The 21,496-nt window shown below is 74.8% G+C and carries 17 protein-coding genes and 2 riboswitches; of the genes, 12 read left to right on the plus strand and 5 right to left on the minus strand.

The genetic code is table 11. From position 1 onward, the window contains the following. Window position 1: 1 nt before the first annotated feature. Window positions 2-511: a hypothetical protein gene (locus E1281_RS00325; RefSeq protein WP_131875047.1), complete on the minus strand. Its 510-nt coding sequence runs from the start codon at window positions 509-511 to the stop codon at window positions 2-4. A gap of 118 nt (window positions 512-629) precedes the next feature. Here E1281_RS00325 and E1281_RS00330 point away from each other — a divergent pair, with 118 nt between their 5' ends. The 5 genes from E1281_RS00330 to E1281_RS00350 all read left to right on the plus strand — a co-directional run bounded on the left by E1281_RS00330 (window position 630) and on the right by E1281_RS00350 (window position 6,930). Then, window positions 630-1,286 (plus strand): response regulator transcription factor, encoded by a 657-nt coding sequence (locus E1281_RS00330; protein WP_131875048.1) that lies wholly within the window; start codon window positions 630-632, stop codon window positions 1,284-1,286. A gap of 8 nt (window positions 1,287-1,294) precedes the next feature. Then, window positions 1,295-2,464, plus strand: a complete 1,170-nt coding sequence (locus E1281_RS00335) for a HAMP domain-containing sensor histidine kinase (protein WP_207943006.1) — start codon at window positions 1,295-1,297, stop codon at window positions 2,462-2,464. A gap of 30 nt (window positions 2,465-2,494) precedes the next feature. Beyond that, a riboswitch (cobalamin riboswitch) is annotated at window positions 2,495-2,623 on the plus strand. Between the two features lie 317 nt (window positions 2,624-2,940). Continuing rightward, window positions 2,941-4,938, plus strand: a complete 1,998-nt coding sequence (locus E1281_RS00340; RefSeq protein ID WP_207943013.1) for a VWA domain-containing protein — start codon at window positions 2,941-2,943, stop codon at window positions 4,936-4,938. A gap of 1 nt (window position 4,939) precedes the next feature. Beyond that, window positions 4,940-5,542, plus strand: coding sequence for a cob(I)yrinic acid a,c-diamide adenosyltransferase (cobO, locus tag E1281_RS00345; protein WP_131875051.1), 603 nt, complete (start codon window positions 4,940-4,942; stop codon window positions 5,540-5,542). Window positions 5,543-5,562: 20 nt separating this feature from the next. Further along, complete coding sequence (locus E1281_RS00350) at window positions 5,563-6,930, plus strand: cobyrinate a,c-diamide synthase (RefSeq protein ID WP_131875072.1); 1,368 nt, start codon at window positions 5,563-5,565, stop codon at window positions 6,928-6,930. Here the strand turns inward: E1281_RS00350 and cobN are convergent. Next, window positions 6,885-10,496, minus strand: a complete 3,612-nt coding sequence (gene cobN, locus E1281_RS00355; RefSeq protein WP_131875052.1) for a cobaltochelatase subunit CobN — start codon at window positions 10,494-10,496, stop codon at window positions 6,885-6,887. The genes E1281_RS00350 and cobN overlap by 46 nt on opposite strands. Before the next feature lie 53 nt (window positions 10,497-10,549). Continuing rightward, window positions 10,550-10,673, minus strand: a riboswitch (cobalamin riboswitch). Window positions 10,674-10,744: 71 nt separating this feature from the next. Here cobN and E1281_RS00360 point away from each other — a divergent pair. The 3 genes from E1281_RS00360 to E1281_RS00370 are packed head-to-tail and all read left to right on the plus strand — an operon-like array spanning window position 10,745 to window position 13,994. Then, entirely contained in the window at window positions 10,745-11,878 is a 1,134-nt protein-coding gene (locus tag E1281_RS00360; RefSeq protein WP_207943007.1) for a precorrin-3B synthase, read from the plus strand. Beyond that, entirely contained in the window at window positions 11,875-12,495 is a 621-nt protein-coding gene (locus tag E1281_RS00365; protein ID WP_207943008.1) for a precorrin-8X methylmutase, read from the plus strand. Before E1281_RS00360 ends, E1281_RS00365 begins: the two co-directional genes overlap by 4 nt. Further along, a complete protein-coding gene (locus E1281_RS00370) occupies window positions 12,492-13,994 on the plus strand; it encodes a precorrin-2 C(20)-methyltransferase (RefSeq protein WP_131875054.1) in 1,503 nt (500 codons plus the stop codon). The genes E1281_RS00365 and E1281_RS00370 overlap by 4 nt, the downstream gene beginning before the upstream one ends. On the opposite strand, the gene E1281_RS00375 is transcribed toward E1281_RS00370, so the two are convergent. Genes E1281_RS00375 through cbiE form a run of 3 tightly spaced genes read right to left on the minus strand, consistent with a single transcriptional unit; the run spans window position 13,985 to window position 16,670 of the window. Beyond that, window positions 13,985-14,716 carry a cobalt-precorrin-6A reductase gene (locus E1281_RS00375; protein ID WP_131875055.1) on the minus strand — a complete coding sequence of 244 codons (732 nt, stop codon included), beginning with the start codon at window positions 14,714-14,716 and terminating at the stop codon, window positions 13,985-13,987. The genes E1281_RS00370 and E1281_RS00375 overlap by 10 nt on opposite strands. Continuing rightward, window positions 14,701-15,456, minus strand: coding sequence for a precorrin-4 C(11)-methyltransferase (gene cobM / locus E1281_RS00380; RefSeq protein ID WP_131875056.1), 756 nt, complete (start codon window positions 15,454-15,456; stop codon window positions 14,701-14,703). Before cobM ends, E1281_RS00375 begins: the two co-directional genes overlap by 16 nt. Then, window positions 15,453-16,670: a precorrin-6y C5,15-methyltransferase (decarboxylating) subunit CbiE gene (gene cbiE / locus E1281_RS00385; RefSeq protein WP_243716421.1), complete on the minus strand. Its 1,218-nt coding sequence runs from the start codon at window positions 16,668-16,670 to the stop codon at window positions 15,453-15,455. Before cbiE ends, cobM begins: the two co-directional genes overlap by 4 nt. Window positions 16,671-16,731: 61 nt before the next feature. Here cbiE and cobF point away from each other — a divergent pair, with 61 nt between their 5' ends. From cobF to E1281_RS00405, 4 genes are all read left to right on the plus strand, one after another. Next, a complete protein-coding gene (gene cobF / locus E1281_RS00390; RefSeq protein WP_207943009.1) occupies window positions 16,732-17,466 on the plus strand; it encodes a precorrin-6A synthase (deacetylating) in 735 nt (244 codons plus the stop codon). A 132-nt stretch (window positions 17,467-17,598) separates the two neighbouring features. Beyond that, window positions 17,599-18,468, plus strand: a complete 870-nt coding sequence (locus E1281_RS00395) for an IclR family transcriptional regulator (protein WP_243716423.1) — start codon at window positions 17,599-17,601, stop codon at window positions 18,466-18,468. A 109-nt stretch (window positions 18,469-18,577) separates the two neighbouring features. After that, the gene (locus tag E1281_RS00400; RefSeq protein ID WP_131875058.1) at window positions 18,578-19,195 is read left to right on the plus strand and encodes a TetR family transcriptional regulator; all 618 of its coding nucleotides are present in this window, start codon (window positions 18,578-18,580) and stop codon (window positions 19,193-19,195) included. A 54-nt stretch (window positions 19,196-19,249) separates the two neighbouring features. Beyond that, window positions 19,250-21,469 (plus strand): acyl-CoA dehydrogenase, encoded by a 2,220-nt coding sequence (locus E1281_RS00405; RefSeq protein ID WP_131875059.1) that lies wholly within the window; start codon window positions 19,250-19,252, stop codon window positions 21,467-21,469. The last annotated feature ends 27 nt before the right edge of the window (window positions 21,470-21,496 follow it).

Here is a 21,496-nt window from a genome sequence, read left to right on the forward strand (position 1 = left end):
CTCAGCCGCCGGTGCCCTCGGCACCGCCGGCTTCGAGGGGGCGGCATGCCCGCACGGCCCTCTCGAACTGCGGTGAGTCGGCGTCGATAGTGCCCCGGTTCACACGGATGCGCCCGTCCTGCGGGTCGGGGAAGTTCGGGACGCCGTTCTTGCGCATGCACTGGGCCCACATGAGCATCTTGCGCTGGAGCTCGGCGTTCTCCGGCGTTCCGGGCCGCTTCTCGGGCGGCTCCAGCGACTGGCACGCCTGCCGCGCCTTCGTGAACTCCGGGGAGTCGCGCTCCGGGAGGTCCGCCGTGGCCCCGCCGTCCTGGCCGGGGTCGGGGTAGCCGGGGAGGCCGTTCTCGCGCATGCACTGCGCGTGCTTCACTCCCTGGTCCGCCGTGACGGCCGCCTTCGTCCCGGACGAGCCGGACGCCGTGTCCCCGGAGCCGCCGGTGCCGCCGCATCCCGCGGCGGTCAGGGCGAGGACGGTGGCGGAGGCGGCCAGGCACATGGAGGGCCTGTTCATCGTTCCCCTTTCCGAGGGGTATCTGTTGCCTGGGGTATTTTTAGGGAGCGGACGGTCACGTGACGGTGCGAGAGGCTGTGACCCGGTTGTGACCGCGAACCGGGCACGCTGACCGGTGATGAGAGTGCTGGTAGCGGAGGATCACGCGGAGCTGGCGGAATCGGTGGTCCGGGTCCTGCACCGCGAGGGGATGGCGGTGGACGTCGCCCACGACGGGCAAGCCGCGCTCGACCGGACGGCGCTGACCGACTACGACGTGGTCGTGCTGGACCGTGACCTCCCCGGCGTGCACGGCGACGACGTCTGCCGCGCGCTGGTGGCCGGCCCCCACCGCCGGACCCGGGTCCTGATGCTCACCGCGTCGGGCACGATCGCCGACCGGGTCGAGGGGCTCAGCCTGGGCGCCGACGACTACCTGCCGAAGCCGTTCGCGTACGCCGAGCTGGTCGCGCGGATCCGCGCGCTGGGGCGGCGGGCGCAGCCGGCGCTGCCGCCGATCCTGGAGCACGGCGACCTGAGCCTCGATCCGGGCCGGCGGGTCGCCACCCGCTCCGGGCTGCGCCTGGCGCTGAGCCCGAAGGAGCTGGCGGTGCTCGAATACCTGCTCGCGGCGGAAGGACGCGTCGTCTCCGCCGAAGAACTGCTGGAACGCGTCTGGGACGAGGCGGCGGACCCGTTCACCACCACGGTCAAGGCGACGATCAACCGCCTCCGGGCCAAGCTGGGATCCCCGCCGGTGATCGAGACCGTCCCGCAGAGCGGCTACCGGATATGAGGCCGCTCGTGCGCGGGGTGCCGCGGACGGTACGGATGCGCCTCACGCTGCTGTACGGGACGTTGTTCACCGTCTCCGGCGCGGCCCTGCTGGGGATCACGTTCCTGCTCCTCCAGCGGAACGCGGTCTTCAAGGTGAGGGTGCCGTGCTTCGACATGAAGGCGGCGGAGTGCGCGTACCGGCTGCCCGGCACGTCCCCCACGACCGCCGATTCGGTGAACGCATGGAGGGAGCGGCAGCAGCAGACGCAGGCGCAGGAGTTCCTCACCCAGGCCGGGATCGCCTTGGCGATCATGCTGGTGGTCTCCCTGGCGCTCGGCTGGTTCGTCGCGGGGCGGGTGCTGCGTCCGCTGCGCACGATGACGACCACCGTCCAGCAAATCTCGGCGCGCAACGTCAACGAGCGGCTGGCCTTCACCGGCCCCCGCGACGAGCTCACGGACCTCGCCGGCACCGTGGACGGCCTGCTCGGGCGCCTGGAGGCCGCGCTCGACGCGCAGAAGCGCTTCGTCGCCAACGCCGCGCACGAACTCCGCACCCCGCTCACGCTCGAACGCGCGCTGCTGGAGGAGACGCTCACCGACCGTCGGCCGACCCTGGAAGCGTTCCGTGCGACGTTCGAGCGGATCCTGACGATCAGCGACCAGCAGGGACGGCTGCTGGAGTCCCTGCTCACGCTGGCGATCAGCGAGCGGGGACTGGACGGCCGCGTCTCGGTGGATCTCGCCGCGATCACCGAAGGGGTGCTGGCGGCCCGGCCGGGGGCGTCCGCCGACGGGCCGCGCCTGTACCCGCGGATCGAACCAGCCGCGACCGACGGCGATCCCGCACTGCTGGAGCGCCTCGTGGCCAACCTCGTCGACAACGCCACGCGGTACAACGTGCCCGGAGGGAGCATCGACGTGGCGACCGGGTCGCGGGACGGGCAGGCCGTGCTCAGCGTGGGCAACACCGGGCCGGTCGTCCCGCCCGAGCAGGTGGCCCGGCTGCTCGAACCGTTCCAGCGGCTGGACCGTTCCGCGCGCGGCGACGGGCACCACGGACTCGGCCTGTCCATAGCGCACGCGATCGTGCTCGCCCACGGCGGAACCCTGACCGCCCTCCCGCGCCCGGACGGCGGCCTCACCGTCCAGGCCTCGTTTCCCGCGCGCCGGGGCGGGGCCGCCTCCGGCTCCTGAGCTGGTCCGCGGGTTGACATCCGGGAGAGCGAGATCGTACGGTTCGCCTGATTTCACGGTTGACCGAGGGAAATCCGGTGAGATGCCGGTGCGGACGCGCCACTGTATCCGGGACGACGATCCCGGGAGCCAGGTCACTCGGGCAGCCGCGACCTCATGTCCGGGACGCGCTAGATCCCCTGTGGAGGCACCGTGAGCACGCCGTCGACTCCAGGCGACATCCCCCTTCCCCGTTTCGTTCCATGGCTGCTCACGGTCCCCGTGCCGCCGCCGGGCGGCTCGACCGCCCGCACGAGCTGACGCACGACTGACGGCACCTCCTCGGCGTGCCCTGCCACCACGCTTCCGTCATACGAACGCTCCTGGCCAGGGGCCTCTTCTCGGCCTGCCACCGGGCTCGTCCGCGGGCGCGTTCGCCACGTCAACCGGAAGGTTTCTGATTGAACTCCGCCTATCCGTTCAGCGCCGTCGTCGGCATGGACGATCTGAAGCTGGCGCTGCTGCTGAACGCCGTCTCGCCCCGCGTCGGCGGGGTGCTGGTGCGCGGTGAGAAGGGCACCGCGAAGTCGACGATCGTCCGCGCGCTGGCCGCGCAGCTGCCCGCGGTGGACGTCGTGGCGGCCTGCCGGTTCGCGTGCGACCCGGCCGCGCCCGACGCGTCCTGCCCGGACGGTCCGCACGATCCTGGCGGACCGTCCGGGCGGCGGCCGGCGGCTCTGGTGGAGCTGCCGGTCGGCGCGTCCGAGGACCGGCTCGCGGGGTCGCTGGACGTCGAGCGGGCGCTGACCGAGGGGGTCAAGGCGTTCGAGCCGGGCCTGCTGGCCGCCGCGCACCGCGGCGTCCTGTACGTCGACGAGGTGAACCTCCTGCACGACCACCTCGTGGACCTGCTGCTGGACGCCGCCGCGCTCGGCACCTGCTACGTCGAGCGGGAGTCGCTGTCGGTCCGGCACGCGGCGCGGTTCCTGCTCGTCGGGACGATGAACCCCGAGGAGGGCGAGCTGCGCCCGCAGCTCCTCGACCGGTTCGGGCTGACGGTCGAGGTGCAGGCCACGCGCGAGCCGAAGGAGCGGGCGGAGGTCGTCCGGCGGCGGCTGGCGTTCGAGGCGGATCCCGATGCGTTCGCCGCGCGGTGGGCCGACGCCGAGGCCGGTCTCGCCGGCGACATCCGCCTCGCCCGGGAGCGGCTGGAGGCGGTGCGGCTGCCCGACGAGCGGCTGGAGCAGATCGCGGCGGTGTGCGCCGGTTTCGAGGTGGACGGCCTGCGCGCCGACCTGGTCACGGCGAACGCGGCCCTGGCGCACGCGGCCTGGCGGGGGCGGGACGAGGTGACGGCCGAGGACGTCCGTGCCGCCGCCCGCCTGTCGCTGCCCCATCGCCGCCGCCGGGACCCGTTCGACGCGCCGGGGCTGGACGAGTCGCTGCTCGACGAGCTTCTGGAAGGCGACTCCCCCGGCGACGGCCCCGACGGCACCCCGCCCGGCGGCGCACCGCCGGACGGCGCACCGCCGGACGGCGGGGACGGGCCGCCGCCTTCCGGCGGGTCGGACGAGCGGGGTGACCACTCCGGTGCGCCGCCCACGGACCCGCCCACCGGGCGGAACGAGGCGGAACCGGGGTCCGGGAGCGCGGACGGGCCCGGGAACGCGGACGGCGGGACGGTCGCGGCGGCGGCCGCGGCGCACGCGGTGCCGCTGCTGGAGGTCCCGGGCGTCGGGGACGGCGCGGCGGGACGCAGGTCGCGGGCGCGGACGACGCGGGGCAAGGTCACCGGAGCGCGCCGTCCGGCCGGGCGGCTCCGCGATCCGCACCTGACGGCGACCCTGCTGGCCGCGGCCCCGCGGCAGCGGGCGCGCGACCGTACCGGCCCGGGTCTGGTGCTGCGGCCGGACGATCTGCGCGAGGCGGTCCGCGAGGGACGCGAGGGCAACCTGGTGCTGTTCGTCGTGGACGCCAGCGGCTCGATGGCCGCGCGCCGCCGCATGACCACGGTGAAGACGGCCGTGCTGAGCCTCCTCCTGGACGCCTACCAGCGCCGCGACAAGATCGGGCTGATCACGTTCCGCGGGCGGGACGCCGACCTGGTGCTGCCGCCGACGTCGTCGGTGGAGGCCGGGGCGGCGCGGCTGCGGGCGCTGCCGACCGGTGGCCGCACCCCGCTGGCCGCGGGGCTGGTCCGGGCCGCCGAGGTGCTGCGCGCGGAGCGGCTGCGCGACCCGGCGCGGCGCCCGCTGCTCGTGGTCGTCACGGACGGCCGCGCCACCGCCGGAGGCGATGCCGAGCGGGCCGCCGGCCTGCTCACCGGCACCGCCGGAATCGTCGTGGACTGCGAGGACGGCCCGGTCCGGCTCGGCCTGGCGGGGCGGCTCGCCGGGCGCCTCGGCGCCCGGCTCGTCCCGCTCGGCGATCTCGACGGGATCGTCCGGCGGCACCGCGACCTCGACCGCGCGCACGACCGCAGAAAGGCGGCCTGACATGCCGCAGGGCAAGCCCGCGTCCGTTCCCGACGACGGCCTGACCACCAGGCAGCGCCGCAACCGGCCGCTGCTGATCGTCCACACCGGCCCCGGCAAGGGCAAGTCGACCGCCGCGTTCGGGATGGCGCTGCGGGCGTGGAACCAGGGCTGGCCGATCGGGGTGTTCCAGTTCGTGAAGTCGGCGAAGTGGCGCATCGGCGAGGAGCGGGCGCTGCGGGTGCTGGGCGAGAGCGGCGAGGGCGGGCCCGTCGCCTGGCACAAGATGGGTGAGGGCTGGTCGTGGATCCAGCGGCCGGGCACCGAGGACGACCACGCGGCGGACGCGCGGGAGGGCTGGGCGCAGATCAAGCGCGACCTGGCCGCCGGGACGCACCGCTTCTACGTCCTGGACGAGTTCACCTACCCGCTCAAGTGGGGCTGGCTGGATCTGGACGACGTCGTCGACGCCCTCACCGGCCGTCCCGGTGACCAGCACGTCGTCATCACCGGCCGGGACGCGCCCGACCGGCTCGTCGAGGCCGCCGACCTGGTGACCGAGATGGGGAAGGTCCGCCACCCGATGGACGCGGGGCAGAAGGGCCAGCGGGGCATCGAGTGGTGACGCCCCGGCCGGTCCCCCGGCTGGTGATCGCGGCGCCGTCGTCCGGGAGCGGGAAGACGACGGTCGCGACCGGCCTGATCGCGGCCTTGCGGTCGCGGGGCCTGAAGGTGTCCCCGCACAAGGCCGGGCCCGACTACATCGACCCCGGCTACCACGCGCTCGCGGCGGGACGGCCGGGCCGCAACCTCGATCCGTGGCTCGTCGGGGAGGAGAAAGTCGCGCCGCTGTTCCGGCACGGTGCGGCGGGCTGCGACGTGGCCGTGGTCGAGGGGGTGATGGGGCTCTTCGACGGGCGGGGCGACACGGGCTTCGCCTCCACGGCGCATGTCGCGGACCTGCTCGCGGCCCCGGTCGTGCTGGTCGTGGACGCGGCGCGGCAGAGCCGGTCGGTGGCGGCGCTCGTGCACGGGTTCGCGACGTTCGAGCCGGGGGTGCGGCTCGGCGGCGTCGTCCTCAACCGGGTCGGCTCGGACCGGCACGAGGAGCTGTGCCGGAGCGCGCTGGAGTCGGCGGGCGTGCCGGTGCTGGGGGCGGTCCGCCGCGACGACTCCGTGGTGAATCCGTCCCGGCACCTGGGGCTGGTCCCGGCGGCGGAGCGCGGCCCGGACGCCGTGCGGGCGGTGGAGCGGCTCGGCGAGCTGGTCGCGCGGTCGTGCGACCTGGACGCGCTGCTGCGGCTCGCGGCCACCGCTCCCCCGCTGCCGGGCCCGGTGTGGGACCCGGCCGATCACGTCGTGCCGGTGGACGGTCGCCCGGTCGTCGCCGTGGCGGGCGGGCCCGCCTTCACCTTCTCCTATGCGGAGCACGTGGAGCTGCTGCGCGCCGCGGGAGCCGACGTGGCGGTGTTCGATCCGCTCCGGGACGAGGCCCTGCCGGACGGGACGGCCGCGCTCGTCATCGGCGGCGGGTTCCCGGAGGCGCACGCCGCCGAGCTGGCCGCCAACGCGCCGATGCGCGACGCCGTGGCCGCGTTCGCCGGGCCGGTCGCCGCCGAATGCGCCGGGCTCCTCTACCTGTGCGAGGAACTCGACGGGCGGCGGATGTGCGGGCTCGTTCCGGGGGCGGCCCGCATGACGTCCCGGCTGACGCTCGGCTACCGGGAGGCGGTCGCCGTCGCGTCCTCGCTGCTCACCCGCCCCGGGGAACGGTTCCACGGCCACGAGTTCCACCGCACCGCCGTGACCCGGGGGGCGTTTCCTTGTGGGGGGACGCCCCCCCACACCCCCCGGAACTGCCCTGTGGAGCCGCTGTTCCGGTGGCGGGACGGCGCGGACGGGTTCGGCGACGACCGGATCACCGCGTCCTACCTGCACCTGCACTGGGCCGGGCATCCGGAGGCGGCTCAGCGGCTGGTGTCGTCCTCCAGGTCGCCCTCCGCCTTGAGGTAGGCCTCCTGGAGGCCCTGGAGGATCTCCGGGTCGGGGTGCTCCCACATGCCGCGTTCGGCCGCCTCCAGGAGCCGTTCGGCGATGCCGTGCAGCGCCCACGGGTTCGACTCCTCCATGAACGCGCGGTTCTCCTCGTCCAGGACGTAGGCGGCGGTGAGCCGGTCGTACATCCAGTCGGCCATGACGCCGGTGGTGGCGTCGTACCCGAACAGGTAGTCGACGGTCGCGGCCAGCTCGAACGCGCCCTTGTAGCCGTGCCGGCGCATCGCGGCGAGCCACTGCGGGTTGACGACGCGGGCGCGGAAGACGCGCGCGGTCTCCTCCGAGAGGGTGCGGGTGCGGACGGCGTCGGGGCGGGTGCTGTCGCCGACGTAGGCCTCGGGCGCCCTGCCGGTCAGCGCCCGGACGGTCGCGACCATGCCGCCGTGGTACTGGAAGTAGTCGTCGGAGTCGGCGATGTCGTGCTCGCGGGTGTCGACGTTCTTGGCGGCCACCGCGATGCGCCGGTAGGCGCTCTCCATGTCGGCGCGGGCGGGGACGCCGTCGAGGTCGCGGCCGTAGGCGTGGCCGCCCCACACCGCGTACACCTCGGCGAGGTCGGAGTCGTCGCGCCAGGTTCGGCTGTCGATGAGCGGGAGCAGCCCGGCCCCGTAGGCGCCCGGCGCCGACCCGAACACGCGCAGGGTGGCGCGCCGCTCGTCGCCGTGCTCGCGCGTGTCGGCACGGACGTGGGCGCGGACGTGGTTGTCGCCGTCGGGCTCGTCGAGTCCCGCGACCAGCCGGACGGCGTCGTCCAGCATGGCGACGACGTGGGGGAACGCGTCCCGGAAGAAGCCGCTGATGCGCACGGTCACGTCGATGCGCGGACGGCCCAGCTCCCCGGTGGGGATCGGCTCCAGCGCGGTGACGCGGCGGGACGCCTCGTCCCAGCGGGGGCGGACGCCGAGCAGCGCCAGCACCTCGGCGACGTCGTCCCCGGCGGTGCGCATCGCGCTCGTGCCCCACACCGACAGGCCCACCGAGCGCGGCCATTCGCCGTGGTCGGCGCGGTAGCGCTCCAGCAGGGAGTCCGCCATCGCCTGCCCGGTCTCCCAGGCGAGCCGGCTGGGGATGGCGCGCGGGTCCACCGAGTAGAAGTTGCGTCCGGTCGGCAGGACGTTGATGAGGCCGCGCAGCGGCGACCCGCTCGGGCCCGCCGGGACGTATCCGCCGTCCAGGGCGTGCAGGATGTGGTCGACCTCGTCGGTGGTGCGGGCCAGGCGCGGGACGACCTCGGTCGCGGCGAACGTCAGGACCCGCGCCACGAGGTCACGGCGTTCCCGGGGAACGTGCTCGGCGGCGATGCGGCCGGCCTCCTCCGCCGCCCATCCCGCCTCCTCCATGGACTGGACGAGTGCGCGGGCGGTGGCCTCGGCCGCGTCCACCTCGGTGAGCCCGGCGGTGCCGTCCTCGGCGAGGCCGAGCGCCTCCCGCAGGCCGGGCAGCGTCTCGCGTCCCGACCACATCTGCCGGGCGCGCAGCATCGCCAGCACCAGGCCGACCCTCGTCTCCCCGGTCGGCGCCTCCCCGAGGACGTGCAGCCCGTCGCGGATCTGCGCGTCCTTCACCTCGCACAGCCAGCCGTCCACGTGCAGGAGGAAGTCGTCGAACTCGGTGTCGTGGGGGCGGTCGTCCAGGCCGAGGTCGTGGTCGAGTTTCGCGGCCTGGATCAGCGTCCAGATCTGCGCGCGGATCGCCGGGAGCTTCGCGGGGTCCATCGCGGCGATCGCCGCGTGCTCGTCGAGGAGCTGCTCCAGGCGGGCGATGTCGCCGTAGGTCTCCGCACGCGCCATGGGCGGGACCATGTGGTCCACGAGGACGGCGTGCGCCCGGCGCTTGGCCTGCGTGCCCTCGCCGGGGTCGTTGACCAGGAACGGGTAGATCAGCGGCACGTCCGCGAGGGCGGCGTCGGTGCCGCACGACGCCGACATGCCCGCCGCCTTGCCGGGCAGCCACTCCAGGTTGCCGTGCTTGCCGACGTGGACGATCGCGTGCGCGCCGAACTCGTCCGACAGCCACCGGTAGGCGGCCAGGTAGTGGTGGCTGGGCGGCAGGTCGGGGTCGTGGTAGATCGCGATGGGGTTCTGGCCGAAGCCGCGCGGCGGCTGCACCATGACGGCGACGTTGCCGGCGCGGAGGGCGGCGAGCACGATGTCGCCGTCCTGGACGAACAGCTCGCCGGGCGGCGGGCCCCAGTGGCGCTCCATCGCGTCCCGCAGGTCGGCCGGGAGGGTGCGGTACCAGCGCTCGTAGGACGCGGCGGAGATGCGGACGGGGTTGCCCGCGAGCTGCTCCTCGGTGAGCCAGTCCTCGTCCTGCCCGCCCGCCGCGATCAGCGCGTGGATGAGCGCGTCGCCGTCCTGCTCGGCCACGCCGGGGAAGGTCTCACCGAGGTCGTAGCCCGCCTCCGCCAGCCGGGACAACAGCCGGACGGTGCTCGCCGGAGTGTCCAGCCCGACGGCGTTGCCGACCCGGGAGTGCTTGGTCGGATACGCCGACAGCATCACGGCGAGGCGGCGCCCGGAGGGCGGCGTGCGCCGCAGGCGGCCGTGCCGGACGGCGATCCCCGCGACCCGAGCGGCCCGCTCCGGGTCGGCGGCGTAGAACGTGAGTCCGTCCTCGTCGGTCTCCTTGAACGAGAACGGGACCGTGATGATCCGCCCGTCGAACTCGGGGATCGCGACCTGCGACGCGGCGTCCAGCGGCGACAGCCCGTCGTCGCTCGCCTCCCAGTCGGCGCGGGAGGTGGTGAGGCAGAGGCCCTGGAGGATCGGGACGTCCAGCTCGGCGAGGGCGCCGACGTCCCACGCCTCGTCGTCGCCGCCCGCGCCGGCCGTCGCGGGCCGCGACCCGCCCGCCGCGAGGACGGTCACCACCAGCGCGTCGACCGCGCGGAGCGTGTCGAGCAACCCGGGCTCCGCGGTGCGCAGCGACGAGCAGAACACCGGCAGCGGACGGCCGCCCGCCTCCTCGATCGCGGCGCACAGCGTCTCGGCGAACGCGGTGTTCCCGGCCATGTGGTGGGCGCGGTAGTAGAGCACCCCGACGACGGGTCCCTCCACGGCGAGGGAGTCGCGCTCCAGCCGTCCCCAGGTCGGGGTGGGGCGCGGCGGCTCGAATCCGCGGCCGGTCAGCAGCACCGTGTCCGACAGGAAGGCGTGCATCTCGGCCAGGTTGCCGGGCCCTCCGTGCGCGAGATAGGCGTGCGCGTCAGCGCAAACTCCGCCGCTGACCGTCGACAGTTCCATCAGCTCGGCGTCGGGGGCCTGCTCGCCGCCGAGGACCACCACGGGCCGGGGCCCCGCGAGCAGCGCGTCGAGCCCGTCCTCCCAGGCGCGGCGCCCGCCGAGGAGCCGGACGACGACGAGGCCGGTGCCCTCCACCAGAGCGGGCAGGTCGTCCACGGCGAGCCGCGCGGGGTTGCCGAGCCGGTAGGCGGCGCCGGACGCGCGGGCGCTCAGCAGGTCGGTGTCGGACGTCGACAGCAGCAGGACGGTGTGTTCCTGCGCTTGCGTGCCAGCGGACACGGCTGATCCTCCCCCTGGGGTCCTCGCCCCGGTTGCGGGTGTCGCGACGGCAGGAGTCTCCTGGCTCCCGGATCAGTGCTCGCCCCGGCCTTCCCATCCGTGTGGACAGTGGCCTCAAGCGGGGTTCGCTCCCCGGTCACAGTGGCGGGACCGCGCCGGATTCACACCGGCTTCCTCCCATTGCCATCGCCTGGTGAGAAGAGTACGGGAGAGCGGAGCGTCTGCAAACTGTGGTTAACATCCTCCACGTGCCGAATGTCAACGTGCCGCACGTCAACCGGGCGGAGAGACCGCGCGCCGACGCCTGCCCAGGGGCGCTGCAGACCCACGAGGCCGCCGACGGGCCGCTGGCGCGGGTCCGCACGCCGGGCGGTGCGGTGTCCTGCGCGCAGTTCGGCATCCTCGGCCCGGCCGCCCGCGACCTGGGTACCGATGTGATCGAGCTGACCTCCCGAGGGAACCTCCAGGTGCGCGGGGTCCGCGACCCGGCGCGGTTCGCGGCACTGCTCGCCGACGCCGGGCTGTTGCCCTCGCCGTCCCATGAGCGGGTGCGCAACATCGTCGCGTCCCCGCTCGGCGGGCGCGGGCCGCGCGGCGCCCTCGCCACGGACCCGCTGGTGACGGCGCTCGACCGCGCCCTCTGCGGCACCCCGCGGCTGGCCGGTCTGCCGGGGAGGTTCCTGTTCGCGTTCGACGACGGCACCGGCGACATCGTCGCGTCGGACGCCGATGTAACGTTCGGTCCCGGCGGCTTCCGGCTGGCAGGCACCCGGCTTGACCTCGCGTCCGGCGACGACCCGATCGTGACGATGCTCGCGGCGGCGGAGGCGTTCCTCGATGTCCGGGGGGATGCCTGGCGGCTGTCGGAAGTGCCGGACGGGGTGCGGCTCGTCGCCGCACAGCTGGGCGCGACACCCGGGGAGGGTCCGGAACGTCCCGCTCCCGTGACCGCGTACGCCGGGATCACCGAGCAGCGGGACGGGATGGTCGCGCTGGAGGTCGTCCCGCCGCTCGGACGGCTGTCCGGAGCACAGGCAGAGGCGCTCGCCTTAGCGACCGGCGAGGTCCGGGTGACGCCGTGGCGGAGCGTCGTGCTACGCGACCTGGACCCTGATGGGGCCCGGGTGATCGCGGCGAAGCTCGCTGCGGCGGGCTTCGCGGTCGTTCCCACGTCGCCCTGGGTCGGGGTGACCGCGTGCACGGGAAGCCCCGGCTGCGCGAAGTCGCGCGGCGACGTCCAGGGTGAGGCCCGGCGCTGGGCGTCCGGCTTGGACCGGGCCCCCGAGACACCCGTCCACTGGGCGGGATGCGAAAGGCGCTGCGGGATGCCCCGCGGCCCGGTCGTCCTGAAGATGGCGGGACCAGGGGAGGAACAGCGGTGATCGACTACGTCCGGGACGGCGCCGAGATCTACCGGCGGTCGTTCGCGACCATCCGCGCGGAGGCCGACCTGTCGGGCCTGCCGGCCGACGTGGCGCGGGCAGCCGTCCGGATGATCCACGCCTGCGGGATGACAGACCTCGTGGACGACCTGGCATGGTCGCCGGACGTCGTGGAGCGGGCACGGGCGGCGCTGCTGAACGGGGCACCCATCCTGTGCGACGCGCGGATGGTCGCGTCCGGGATCACCCGGGCGCGGCTCCCCGCGGCGAACGAGGTCGTGTGCACGCTGGGCGAGCCGGAGGTGCCGGGGCTCGCGGCGCGGCTCGGCACCACGCGGAGCGCGGCGGCGCTGGAGCTGTGGCGCGACCGGCTGGAGGGGTCGGTGGTGGCGGTCGGCAACGCGCCGACCGCGCTGTTCCGGCTGCTCGAACTGCTGGAGGAGGGCGCGGGGCGCCCGGCGGCCGTCATCGGGATCCCGGTCGGCTTCATCGGCGCGGCCGAATCCAAGGACGCGCTCGCCGCGAGCGGCCTGGAGCACCTGACGGTGCGGGGGCGGCGCGGCGGCAGCGCGATCACCGCGGCGGCGGTCAACGCCGTCGCCCAGGAGGCGGAATGACGACCGGAGGCACGACCGGACGGCTGTACGGCGTCGGCGTCGGGCCCGGGGACCCCGAGCTGGTCACCGTGAAGGCGGCGCGGCTGATCGGCGCGGCGGACGTGGTCGCCTACCACTCCGCCCGCCACGGCCGCAGCGTCGCCCGCTCGATCGCCGCCCCGCACCTGCGCGAAGGGCAAGTGGAGGAGCAGCTCGTCTACCCGGTGACGACCGAGACGACCGGCCATCCCGGCGGCTACCGGGGCGCAATGGAGGAGTTCTACGCCGACTGCGCGGCCCGGCTCGCCGAGCACCTGAACGCCGGCCGGACCGTCGTCGTGCTGAGCGAGGGCGACCCGTTCTTCTACGGCTCGTACATGCACCTGCACAAGCGGCTCGCCCCGCACTACCCGACCGAGGTGGTGCCCGGGGTCACGTCGCTGAGCGGGGCCTCGGCCGCGGCCGGGCGGCCGCTCGTGGAAGGCGAGGAGACGCTCACCGTGCTGCCGGGCACGCTGCCCGGCGACGAGCTGGCCGCGCGGCTGCGCGGCACGGACGCGGCGGCGGTGCTCAAGCTGGGCCGTACCTTCGGCAAGGTCAGGCAGGCGTTCGAGGACGCGGGGCGGCTCGGCGACGCCTGGTACGCGGAGCGCGCCACCACCGACCGGCAGCGGGTCGAGCCGCTCGCCGAGGTCGACCCGGCCGACGTCCCGTACATGTCGCTCGCGCTGCTGACCAGCCCGGCGGGCAGGTCGTTCACGGCGCCCGTCCCGGCCCGGCCGCAGGACGCCCGAGGCGTCACGGTCGTCGGCCTCGGCCCGGCAGGCCGTCCGTGGCTCACCCCGGAGGCACAGGACGTCCTGGCGTCGGCCACCGACCTCGTCGGCTACGGCCCGTACCTGGACCGGGTGCCGGCGAACGCGCGGCAGCGTCGGCACGCGTCCGGCAACCGGGTGGAGGCCGACCGCGCCCGGCACGCGCTGCGGCTCGCGCGCGACGGGGCCCGGGTCGCCGTCGTCTCCTCCGGCGACCCCGGCGTGTTCGCCATGGCGGCGGCGGTGCTGGAGGTCGCGGGCGAGGACGAGTTCGCGGACGTCCCCGTGCGGGTCGCCCCCGGGCTGACCGCCGCGCAGGCCGTGGCGAGCCGGGTGGGCGCGCCGCTCGGCCACGACTTCTGCGTGATGTCGCTGTCGGACATCCTCAAGCCGTGGGACGTGGTGGCCCGGCGGCTCTCCGCCGCGGCCGAGGCCGACCTGGTGCTGGCCTTGTACAACCCGTCGTCGAGCCGCCGCAGGCACCAACTTCCAGCGGCGCGTGACCTGCTGCTGGAACACCGCTCCCCCGAGACACCGGTGGTGATCGGGCGCGATGTCGGCGGCGACGACGAGAGCGTCACCGTGACCACGCTCGGCAAGCTCGACCCCGAACAGGTCGACATGCGCTGCCTGGTCATCGTCGGATCGTCCGCGACCCGCGTGACCGGCCAGGGCATGGTCTACACGCCCCGCCGCTATCCCTGAACCCAGGCGGCGGCCCCGGCGGCGTCACTGACCGTCCGCACGCCGGGGGGCTGGGGCGGGCGGTCGACCATGACCACGGGTATCCGCGCCTCCCGGGCCGCGGTGAGCTTCGCCCGGGTCAGCGCGCCGCCGCTGTCCTTGGTGACGAGCACGCCGATCCGGTGGTCGCGGACCAGGGCGCGCTCGCCGTCCACCGTGTAGGGTCCGCGCGCGACCAGCACCCGCACGTTCGGCGGGACGGGCGGGTCCGGCGGGTCGACGGACCGCGCGAGGAACCACGCGTCGGTCCGGGCGGCGAACAGCGGGATGCTGCGCCGCCCGGTGGTGAGGAACACGCGGGCGCCCTCGGGCAGGCGGGCGGCGGCCTCGGCCAGGGACGGGACGCGTTGCCAGTCGTCGCCGTCACCCTCGTCCCAGCCCTGCCGCCGCAGCGCGATCAGCGGCACGCCCGCCGTCCGCGACGCGTGCGCGGCCGAGGCGCTCATCCGCTCCGCGAACGGATGCGTGGCGTCCACAAGACGGTCGATGCGGTGCTCGCGCAGCCACACGGCCAGTCCTTCCGGGCCGCCGAACCCGCCGACGTGCACCTCCCCGGCGGGCAGCCGCGGCTCGCTGACCCGCCCGGCCAGCGACGACACCACGTGGACGCCGGGCACGTCCGCGAGCCGGGCGGCGAGCGCCCGCGCCTCCGCCGTCCCGCCGAGGATCAGGACGCGGCGCATCCCCGGTCCCGCTCGGCGGAGTACAGGTGGCTGCCGGGGAACGCCGACGCCGTCAGCACCCGCCCGACGACGATCACCGCCGTGCGCTTCACCCCGGCCTCGGCCACCAGGTCCGCGATGTCGGCGAGCGTGCCGCGCAGGATCACCTCGTCGGGGCGGCTGGCGCGGGCCACGACCGCGACCGGGCAGTCAGCGCCGTAGTTCGGCAGCAGCTCGGCCACCACCTGCTCGATGCGCTGAACGGCCAGGTGCAGCACCATCGTGGCGCCGCTCTGGCCGAGCGTGGCGAGGTCCTCGCCGTCGGGCATCGCCGTGGCGCGCGCCGCCGTGCGGGTGAGGATCACCGTCTGCCCGACACCGGGGACCGTCAGCTCCCGCTTCAGCGACGCCGCGGCCGCGGCGAACGCCGGCACCCCCGGAACGACCTCGTACGGGACGCCCTCCGCGTCCAGCCGGCGCATCTGCTCGGCGACCGCGCTGAGCACCGACGGGTCGCCCGAGTGCAGGCGCGCGACGTCCAGGCCGTCGCGGTGCGCGGCGGTCAGCTCGGCGATGATCTCGTCCAGGGTCAGGTTCGCGGTGTCGATCAGCCGCGCCCCGGGCGGGCACGCGTCCAGCAGCTCGCGCGGCACGAGCGACCCGGCGTACAGGCACACCGGGGTCGATTCCAGGGTCCGCAGCCCGCGCACGGTGATGAGGTCGGCGGCACCCGGACCCGCTCCGATGAAGTACACGGTCATGTGTCGTCCTTCCATGTCGTCCAGAGGGTGACGGGCATCGCCGGCCGCCAGCCGGTGAACCCGCCGAGCGGCGCGGCCCGCTCGACGCCGACGCGGATCAGTTCGCCGCCGTGGGCGCGGCGGGCCTCGGCGACCCGGACCTCCGATTCGAGCGTGACGGCGTTGGCGACGATCCGTCCGCCCGGCCTCAGCGCGTCCAGGCAGCGTTCCAGCAGTCCGGGGACGGTGAGACCACCGCCGACGAACACCGCGTCGGGCGCCGGGAGACCGTCCAGGGCGTCCGGTGCCCGCCCTTCCACGACGCGCACACCGGGAACGCCGAGCGTCCTGGCGTTGCGGCCGATCCGGGCGGCCCGCTCCGCGTCCCGCTCGATCGCGACCGACTCGCACGCCGGATGCGCCCGCGCCCACTCGATCGCGACGCTGCCGGCCCCGGCGCCGACGTCCCAGAGCAGCTCGCCGGGCAGCGGCCCGAGCCGCGACAGGGTGATCGCGCGGATCTCGCTCTTGGTGATCTGCCCGTCATGCTCGAAGGCGTCGTCGGGCAGTCCCGCCGCCCGGGGCAAGGGCGCGGCGTCCGGGCCGGGCACGCATTCGACGGCGACGATGTTCAGCGCGGACCCGGCGGGCTCGTCCCATTCCCCCGCGACACCGCCCCTCGCGGACTCGCCCTCCGCGCCCAGGTCGCACAGGACGGTCATCCGGCTGGGCGCGAAGCCGCGCCCGGTGAGCAGCTCCGCAACGACCAGTGGGGCGTCGCGTCCCGCGCCAAGGACCAGCAGGCGGCGCCCGGGAGCGATGGACGAGTGCAGCGTCTCGGCGGGGCGGCCCACGAGGCTGTGGACGTCCACCAGCTCCAGCGGCCAGCCGAGCCGCGCGCACGCCAGCGACATCGACGACGGATGCGGCAGGACCCGCAGCCGGTGCGCGCCGACCATCCCCGCCAGCGTGGAGCCGATCCCGTAGAACATCGGATCGCCGCTCGCCAGGACGGCGACCGCGCGTCCCTCGTACCGCCGGATCAGTCCGGGAAGCGCCGGGAGAAGCGGGGACGGCCACGCGACCCTCTCGGCCCCGCCCTCCGGAACCAGGTCGAGCTGGCGGCGCCCGCCCATCAGCACGCCCGACGCCCGCAACGCCGCGCGGGAGGACTCCGGAAGCCCGTCCCACCCATCGGCGCCGATCCCCACGACGGTGATGACACGTGCGTCCACTGGCCTCCTCGGATGAATGCGGCGCCAAGCCTATATCAGCCGTTCTGGCACACTTGTCGAGGTGAAGCGGCTTTTGATCATCGGCATCGGCGCGGGTGACCCCGACCACCTGACCTTCCAGGCGGCGAAGGCGATCGCCGCCGCCGACGTGTTCCTCCTCGTCGACAAGGGCGAGGCCAAGCACGACCTGGCCCGGTTGCGGCACGACCTCATCGCCGCGCACGCGCGCCCCTCGCACCGGATCGTCGAGGTCCGCGACCCCGAGCGCGACCGCACCTCCCCGGCCTACACGGCCGCCGTCGAGGACTGGCGCTCCCGCCGCGCCCGGATCTACGAGTCGTTCATCACCGGCGAGCTCGCCGACGGACAGACCGGCGCGCTCCTCGTCTGGGGCGACCCCGGCGTCTACGACAGCACGCTCGCCGGCCTGGAGGAGGTCGACGCCGAGTTCGACTACGAGGTGATCCCCGGGATCAGCAGCATCTCCGCTCTCACCGCCCGGCACCGCGTCGGCCTCACCCGTGTGGGCCGCCCCGTGCACGTCACCACGGGCCGCCGCCTGGCCGCCGAAGGCGCGACCGCCGACGACGTCCTGGTGATGCTGGACGCCGCGTGCTCGTTCGCCGAGGCCGGCGACGACTTCCACATCTATTGGGGCGCCTACCTGGGCACGCCCGACGAGATCCTCATCTCCGGCCCGGTCGGGGCCGTCGCCGACGAGATCCGCACCGCCCGAGCCGAGGCCCGCGCCCGCAAGGGCTGGATCATGGACACCTACCTCCTCCGCCGCCCCTAGCCACGTCAACGGGTCACGTCAACGGGTCACGTCAACGGGTCACGTCAACGCGACCCCCTTCCCTTTCTCGCATGTCAGCGCTACGTTACGAGGTAGAAACCAGAATTCACTTCAGTTTTGGAGGTGGTCGGGTTGGCGTCAGCCGCCACCACCGGGCGACCGGTGCGGCCCCTGCGGGAGACCCCTCCGTCCATGGTCGAGCGGATGACGCTGATCCTGGACGCGTTCCGGGGCTCGGCGATGCGGCTGACGCTCGAAGAGGTCGTCCACGCGACGGGCCTGCCGAGATCCACGACGCACCGGATCCTCGAACAGCTGGTGAGAACGGCCTGGCTGGAGCACTCGCCCTACGGCTACCTGCTCGGGCGGCGCTCGCTGCGGCTCGGCGGCGCGCAGGGGTTCGTCGACCTGCGCTCGGCCGCCGCCCCGGTGCTGCACGCGCTGCTGCTCAAGACCGGGCTCGTCGTGCATCTCGCCGTGCCGGACCACGGCCACGTCCGCTACCTCGACAAGATGGGCGGCCGGTCCGCCGCCAGGGTGCCCTCCCAGGTGGGCGCCGGCGCCCCGGCCCACGCCACCGCGCTCGGCAAGGCGATCCTGGCCTGGCTGCCGGCCGAGGAGGTCGGCGCGCGGATCGGTGACTCGCCGCGCCGGCTGACCCAGCGCACGATCGGCGACCTGGGAACCCTCCACGACGAGCTGGCCCGGATCCGCGACCGCCGCGGCATCGCCTTCGAGTGCGGCGAGCACAGTCCCGGCATCTCCTGCGTCGCCGCGGCCGTGCGCGCCCCGGACCGTCCGCTCGCGGCCGTCTCGCTCGCCGGGAACGCCGAGTCCAGGCTGGAGGCCGCCGCGCCGCTGGTGGCGGCCGCGGCCCGGACGATCTCCCAGCAGCTCGTCTCGCAGGTCGACGGCCGTCCCGCCGAGGCTCCCGCGGAGACGTGGTCGGCCGGGACGCTGGCCCGGCTCGCCGCGATCGGCCAGAACGGCGGCTGGATCTGACCGGCGACGGGTCGGACGGGAGCCGGGCGGGACGGGCCGGGACGGGCCGGGAGTACGCCGCGCTCCGGTGCGCGCGGCAGAATCGACGGCACCGACCGAAGGAGACGCAGTGCCACGCATCGCCGATGCCCGGCCACCGGCGGAACCCAGTTCCGACAACCAGAAGGACCGCTACGAGCGCATCCTGCGGGCGGCGAGGAAGCTCGGGTCCGCGCACGACCTCGAACGGGTCCAGATGCAGGATGTGGCGAACGAGGCCGGCGTCGCGATCGCCACCCTGTACCGCTACTTCCCGTCCAAGGTCCATCTCTTCACGGCCGTGAAGCGCAGGCAGGTCGAACGGCTCGCGGAGGAGACGTCCCGGAACCGGTCGGCGTCGGAGGCCCCGATCGACGCGGTGGTCCGGGTCCTGGTGCGGGCCAGGGAGCAGATGATGCGGCGCCCGCGGCTGACCCGCGCGGTGCTCCAGGCCGACCAGACCGCGCAGGCGGCCACGAGCGGCCCCTTGACGTCGGACCGCACGTTCCGCGACATGCTGCTCGACGTCGCCGGCATCGACGATCCGGCGCCCGCCGACGAGCGCCTCATGCGGCTCCTCGAATCGTGCTGGTTCGGTGTGCTGCTGTCCTGCCTCAACGAGCGGATCTCCCCCACCGAGGCGGACGTCGACATCCGCGTCTCCTGCGAGATGCTGCTCGGCCCCCGGCTGGGCGGGCCGGCGGCCTGACCACTCACCGGGACTCGCGCCCAGTACCGGAAGGCCGCTCGGCAAGCTACGACCATGCCGCTCCCCATTGAGGACGATCACCGCGCACTGGCCGACTCGGCGGCGGCCTTCGCCCGCCGCCACGCCCCCCTGACGGCGACCCGCGACGCTCTGGCCGAGCTACAGGCGGGCGAACGCCCCGCCTGCTGGGACGCCCTCGTCCGGCAGGGACTCCACGCGGTGCACCTCCCCGAAGAGCACGGCGGTGCGGGCGCCGGGCTCGTGGAACTGGCCGTCGTGGCCGAGCAGCTCGGCCGGGCGCTGGTGCCGGGCCCGTTCCTGCCGACCGCGATCGCCGGCGCCGTCGCCGCCGCGTCCCCGGAGTCGGCGGTCCGGAGCCGGCTCGTCGAGGCGTTCGCGGGCGGCGCCACGGGCGCGCTGGTGACGACGCCCGGCCTGGTCGCCGTGCGGGAGGAGGGCGTCTGGCGCGTGGACGGCACCTCCCTGCCGGTGCTGGGCCTGCCCTGGGCCGAGGAGGTCGTCGTCCGGGCCTGCGTGGCGGACGACGCCCACGGCGCACTGTGGTTCCGGTGCGCTCCCGGAGAGACCGCCGTCGTGCACGCCGACGAGGGGACCGACCTGACCCGGTCGGTCGGGCGCCTCGAACTCGCGGCGCACCGGGTGTCCCCTGAGGACGTCCTGGAACCGCCGGAACAGGCGCGTGCCGACCTGATCGTCACCACCGTGCTGGCCGCCGAGGCGGCCGGGATCGCCGCGTGGTGCCTGGCCACGGCCGTGGAGTACGTCCGGACCCGCGAGCAGTTCGGGCGCCCGGTGGGCGCGTTCCAGGCCGTCCAGCACAAGGCCGCCCTGACGCTCGTCCGCACCGAGACGGCCTGTGCCGCGGCGTGGGACGCGGCACGCGCCGAGCACCAGCCGGCGGAGCAGCAGCGGCTGGCGGCCGCCGCGGCGGCGGTGACCGCCCTGCCCGCCGGGGTCGACGCGGCCTTCGAGTGCGTCATGCTGCACGGCGGCGTCGGCTTCACCTGGGAACACGACGCGCACCTGTACCAGCGCCGCGCGCTCAGCATCGCCTCCGCCGGCGGCGCCGAGGAGGAGTGGGCCCGCCGGCTCGGCGAGGCCGCCCGCACCGGCGCCCGCGACTTCACGTTCGTGGCCGGGGACGAGTTCCCCGAGCTGCGCGCCGACGTGCGCCGCGTCCTCGACGAGATCGAGACGCTGCCCGCCACCCCCGGGGAGAACGAGCGGTACGCCACCCGCGGCGGGCCGCGCCGGGTCCGCCTGGCCGAGGCCGGGCTGGTGGCGCCGCACTACCCGCGGCCGTACGGGCTGGCCGCCGGTCCCCGCGAGCAGTCCGTGATCGCCGAGGAGTTCGCGCGGCGCGGGCTCCTGCCGCCCACGACCGTCATCGGCGAATGGGTGCTGCCCACGCTGCTGGCCCACGGCAGCCCCGAGCAGCAGGAGCGCTTCGTCCTGCCGTCGCTGCGCGGCGAGATCGTCTGGTGCCAGCTGTTCAGCGAACCCGGCGCGGGTTCGGACCTGGCGGCGCTGTCCACGCGGGCGAGGAAGGTCGAGGGCGGCTGGTCGATCACGGGCCAGAAGGTGTGGACGTCCGGGGCGCACGAGTCCGACTGGGGCGTCTGCCTGGCCCGCACCGACCCGGACGCGCCCAAGCACCGCGGCCTGTCGTACTTCCTGGTCGACATGAGGACGCCCGGCGTCGACATCCGCCCGCTGAGGCAGGCGACGGGACGCGCCGAGTTCAACGAGGTGTTCCTCGACGACGTCTTCGTCCCCGACGAGTGCCTCGTCTCCGAGCCCGGCAAGGGCTGGCGGCTAGCCACGACGACGCTGTCCAACGAGCGGCTGAGCATGGGCGGCATGCTGACCCACGGCTCCGCCCGGAGCGTGCGCGAACTGCTCGAACGCGGCGGCCACGCGGCGTCCCGCGAGGAGGTCGTGCGGGTGCTGGGCCGCAACACCGCCCGCGAGATGGCGCTGTCGGCCCTCGCGCTGCGCGGCGTCCTGGCCCGGCTGTCCGACCACGACCCCGGCGCCGAGATCAGCGTGCAGAAGGTGTTCAACGCGATCGCGCAGCGGGACGGCTCCCGGGCGCTGGTCTCCCTGCTCGGGCCCGCCGGGACCGTCTCCGGCGGCGGTCACGTCGTCGACCACCTCGGTCTCCCGTCCGTCCTGTTCGGCGGCGGAACGATCGAGATCCAGCTCAACGTCATCGCCCAGCGCGTCCTCGGACTCCCGCGCCAGGACGCCTGACGGCGCGACCGGTCACACCCGCTGCCG

Origin of the sequence: Actinomadura sp. KC345, assembly GCF_004348515.1 — a bacterium.
GTDB lineage: Bacteria > Actinomycetota > Actinomycetes > Streptosporangiales > Streptosporangiaceae > Spirillospora.

What these genes read in the sequence shown, in the direction of transcription:
- cobM (WP_131875056.1), bottom strand. Translation starts at nt 15,456, where the DNA reads ATGACCGTGTACTTCATCGGAGCGGGTCCGGGTGCCGCCGACCTCATC.
- E1281_RS00325 (WP_131875047.1), bottom strand. Translation starts at nt 511, where the DNA reads ATGAACAGGCCCTCCATGTGCCTGGCCGCCTCCGCCACCGTCCTCGCC.
- E1281_RS00340 (WP_207943013.1), top strand. Translation starts at nt 2,941, where the DNA reads ATGGACGATCTGAAGCTGGCGCTGCTGCTGAACGCCGTCTCGCCCCGC.
- E1281_RS00370 (WP_131875054.1), top strand. Translation starts at nt 12,492, where the DNA reads ATGACGACCGGAGGCACGACCGGACGGCTGTACGGCGTCGGCGTCGGG.
- E1281_RS00375 (WP_131875055.1), bottom strand. Translation starts at nt 14,716, where the DNA reads ATGCGCCGCGTCCTGATCCTCGGCGGGACGGCGGAGGCGCGGGCGCTC.
- E1281_RS00330 (WP_131875048.1), top strand. Translation starts at nt 630, where the DNA reads ATGAGAGTGCTGGTAGCGGAGGATCACGCGGAGCTGGCGGAATCGGTG.
- E1281_RS00405 (WP_131875059.1), top strand. Translation starts at nt 19,250, where the DNA reads ATGCCGCTCCCCATTGAGGACGATCACCGCGCACTGGCCGACTCGGCG.
- cobO (WP_131875051.1), top strand. Translation starts at nt 4,940, where the DNA reads ATGCCGCAGGGCAAGCCCGCGTCCGTTCCCGACGACGGCCTGACCACC.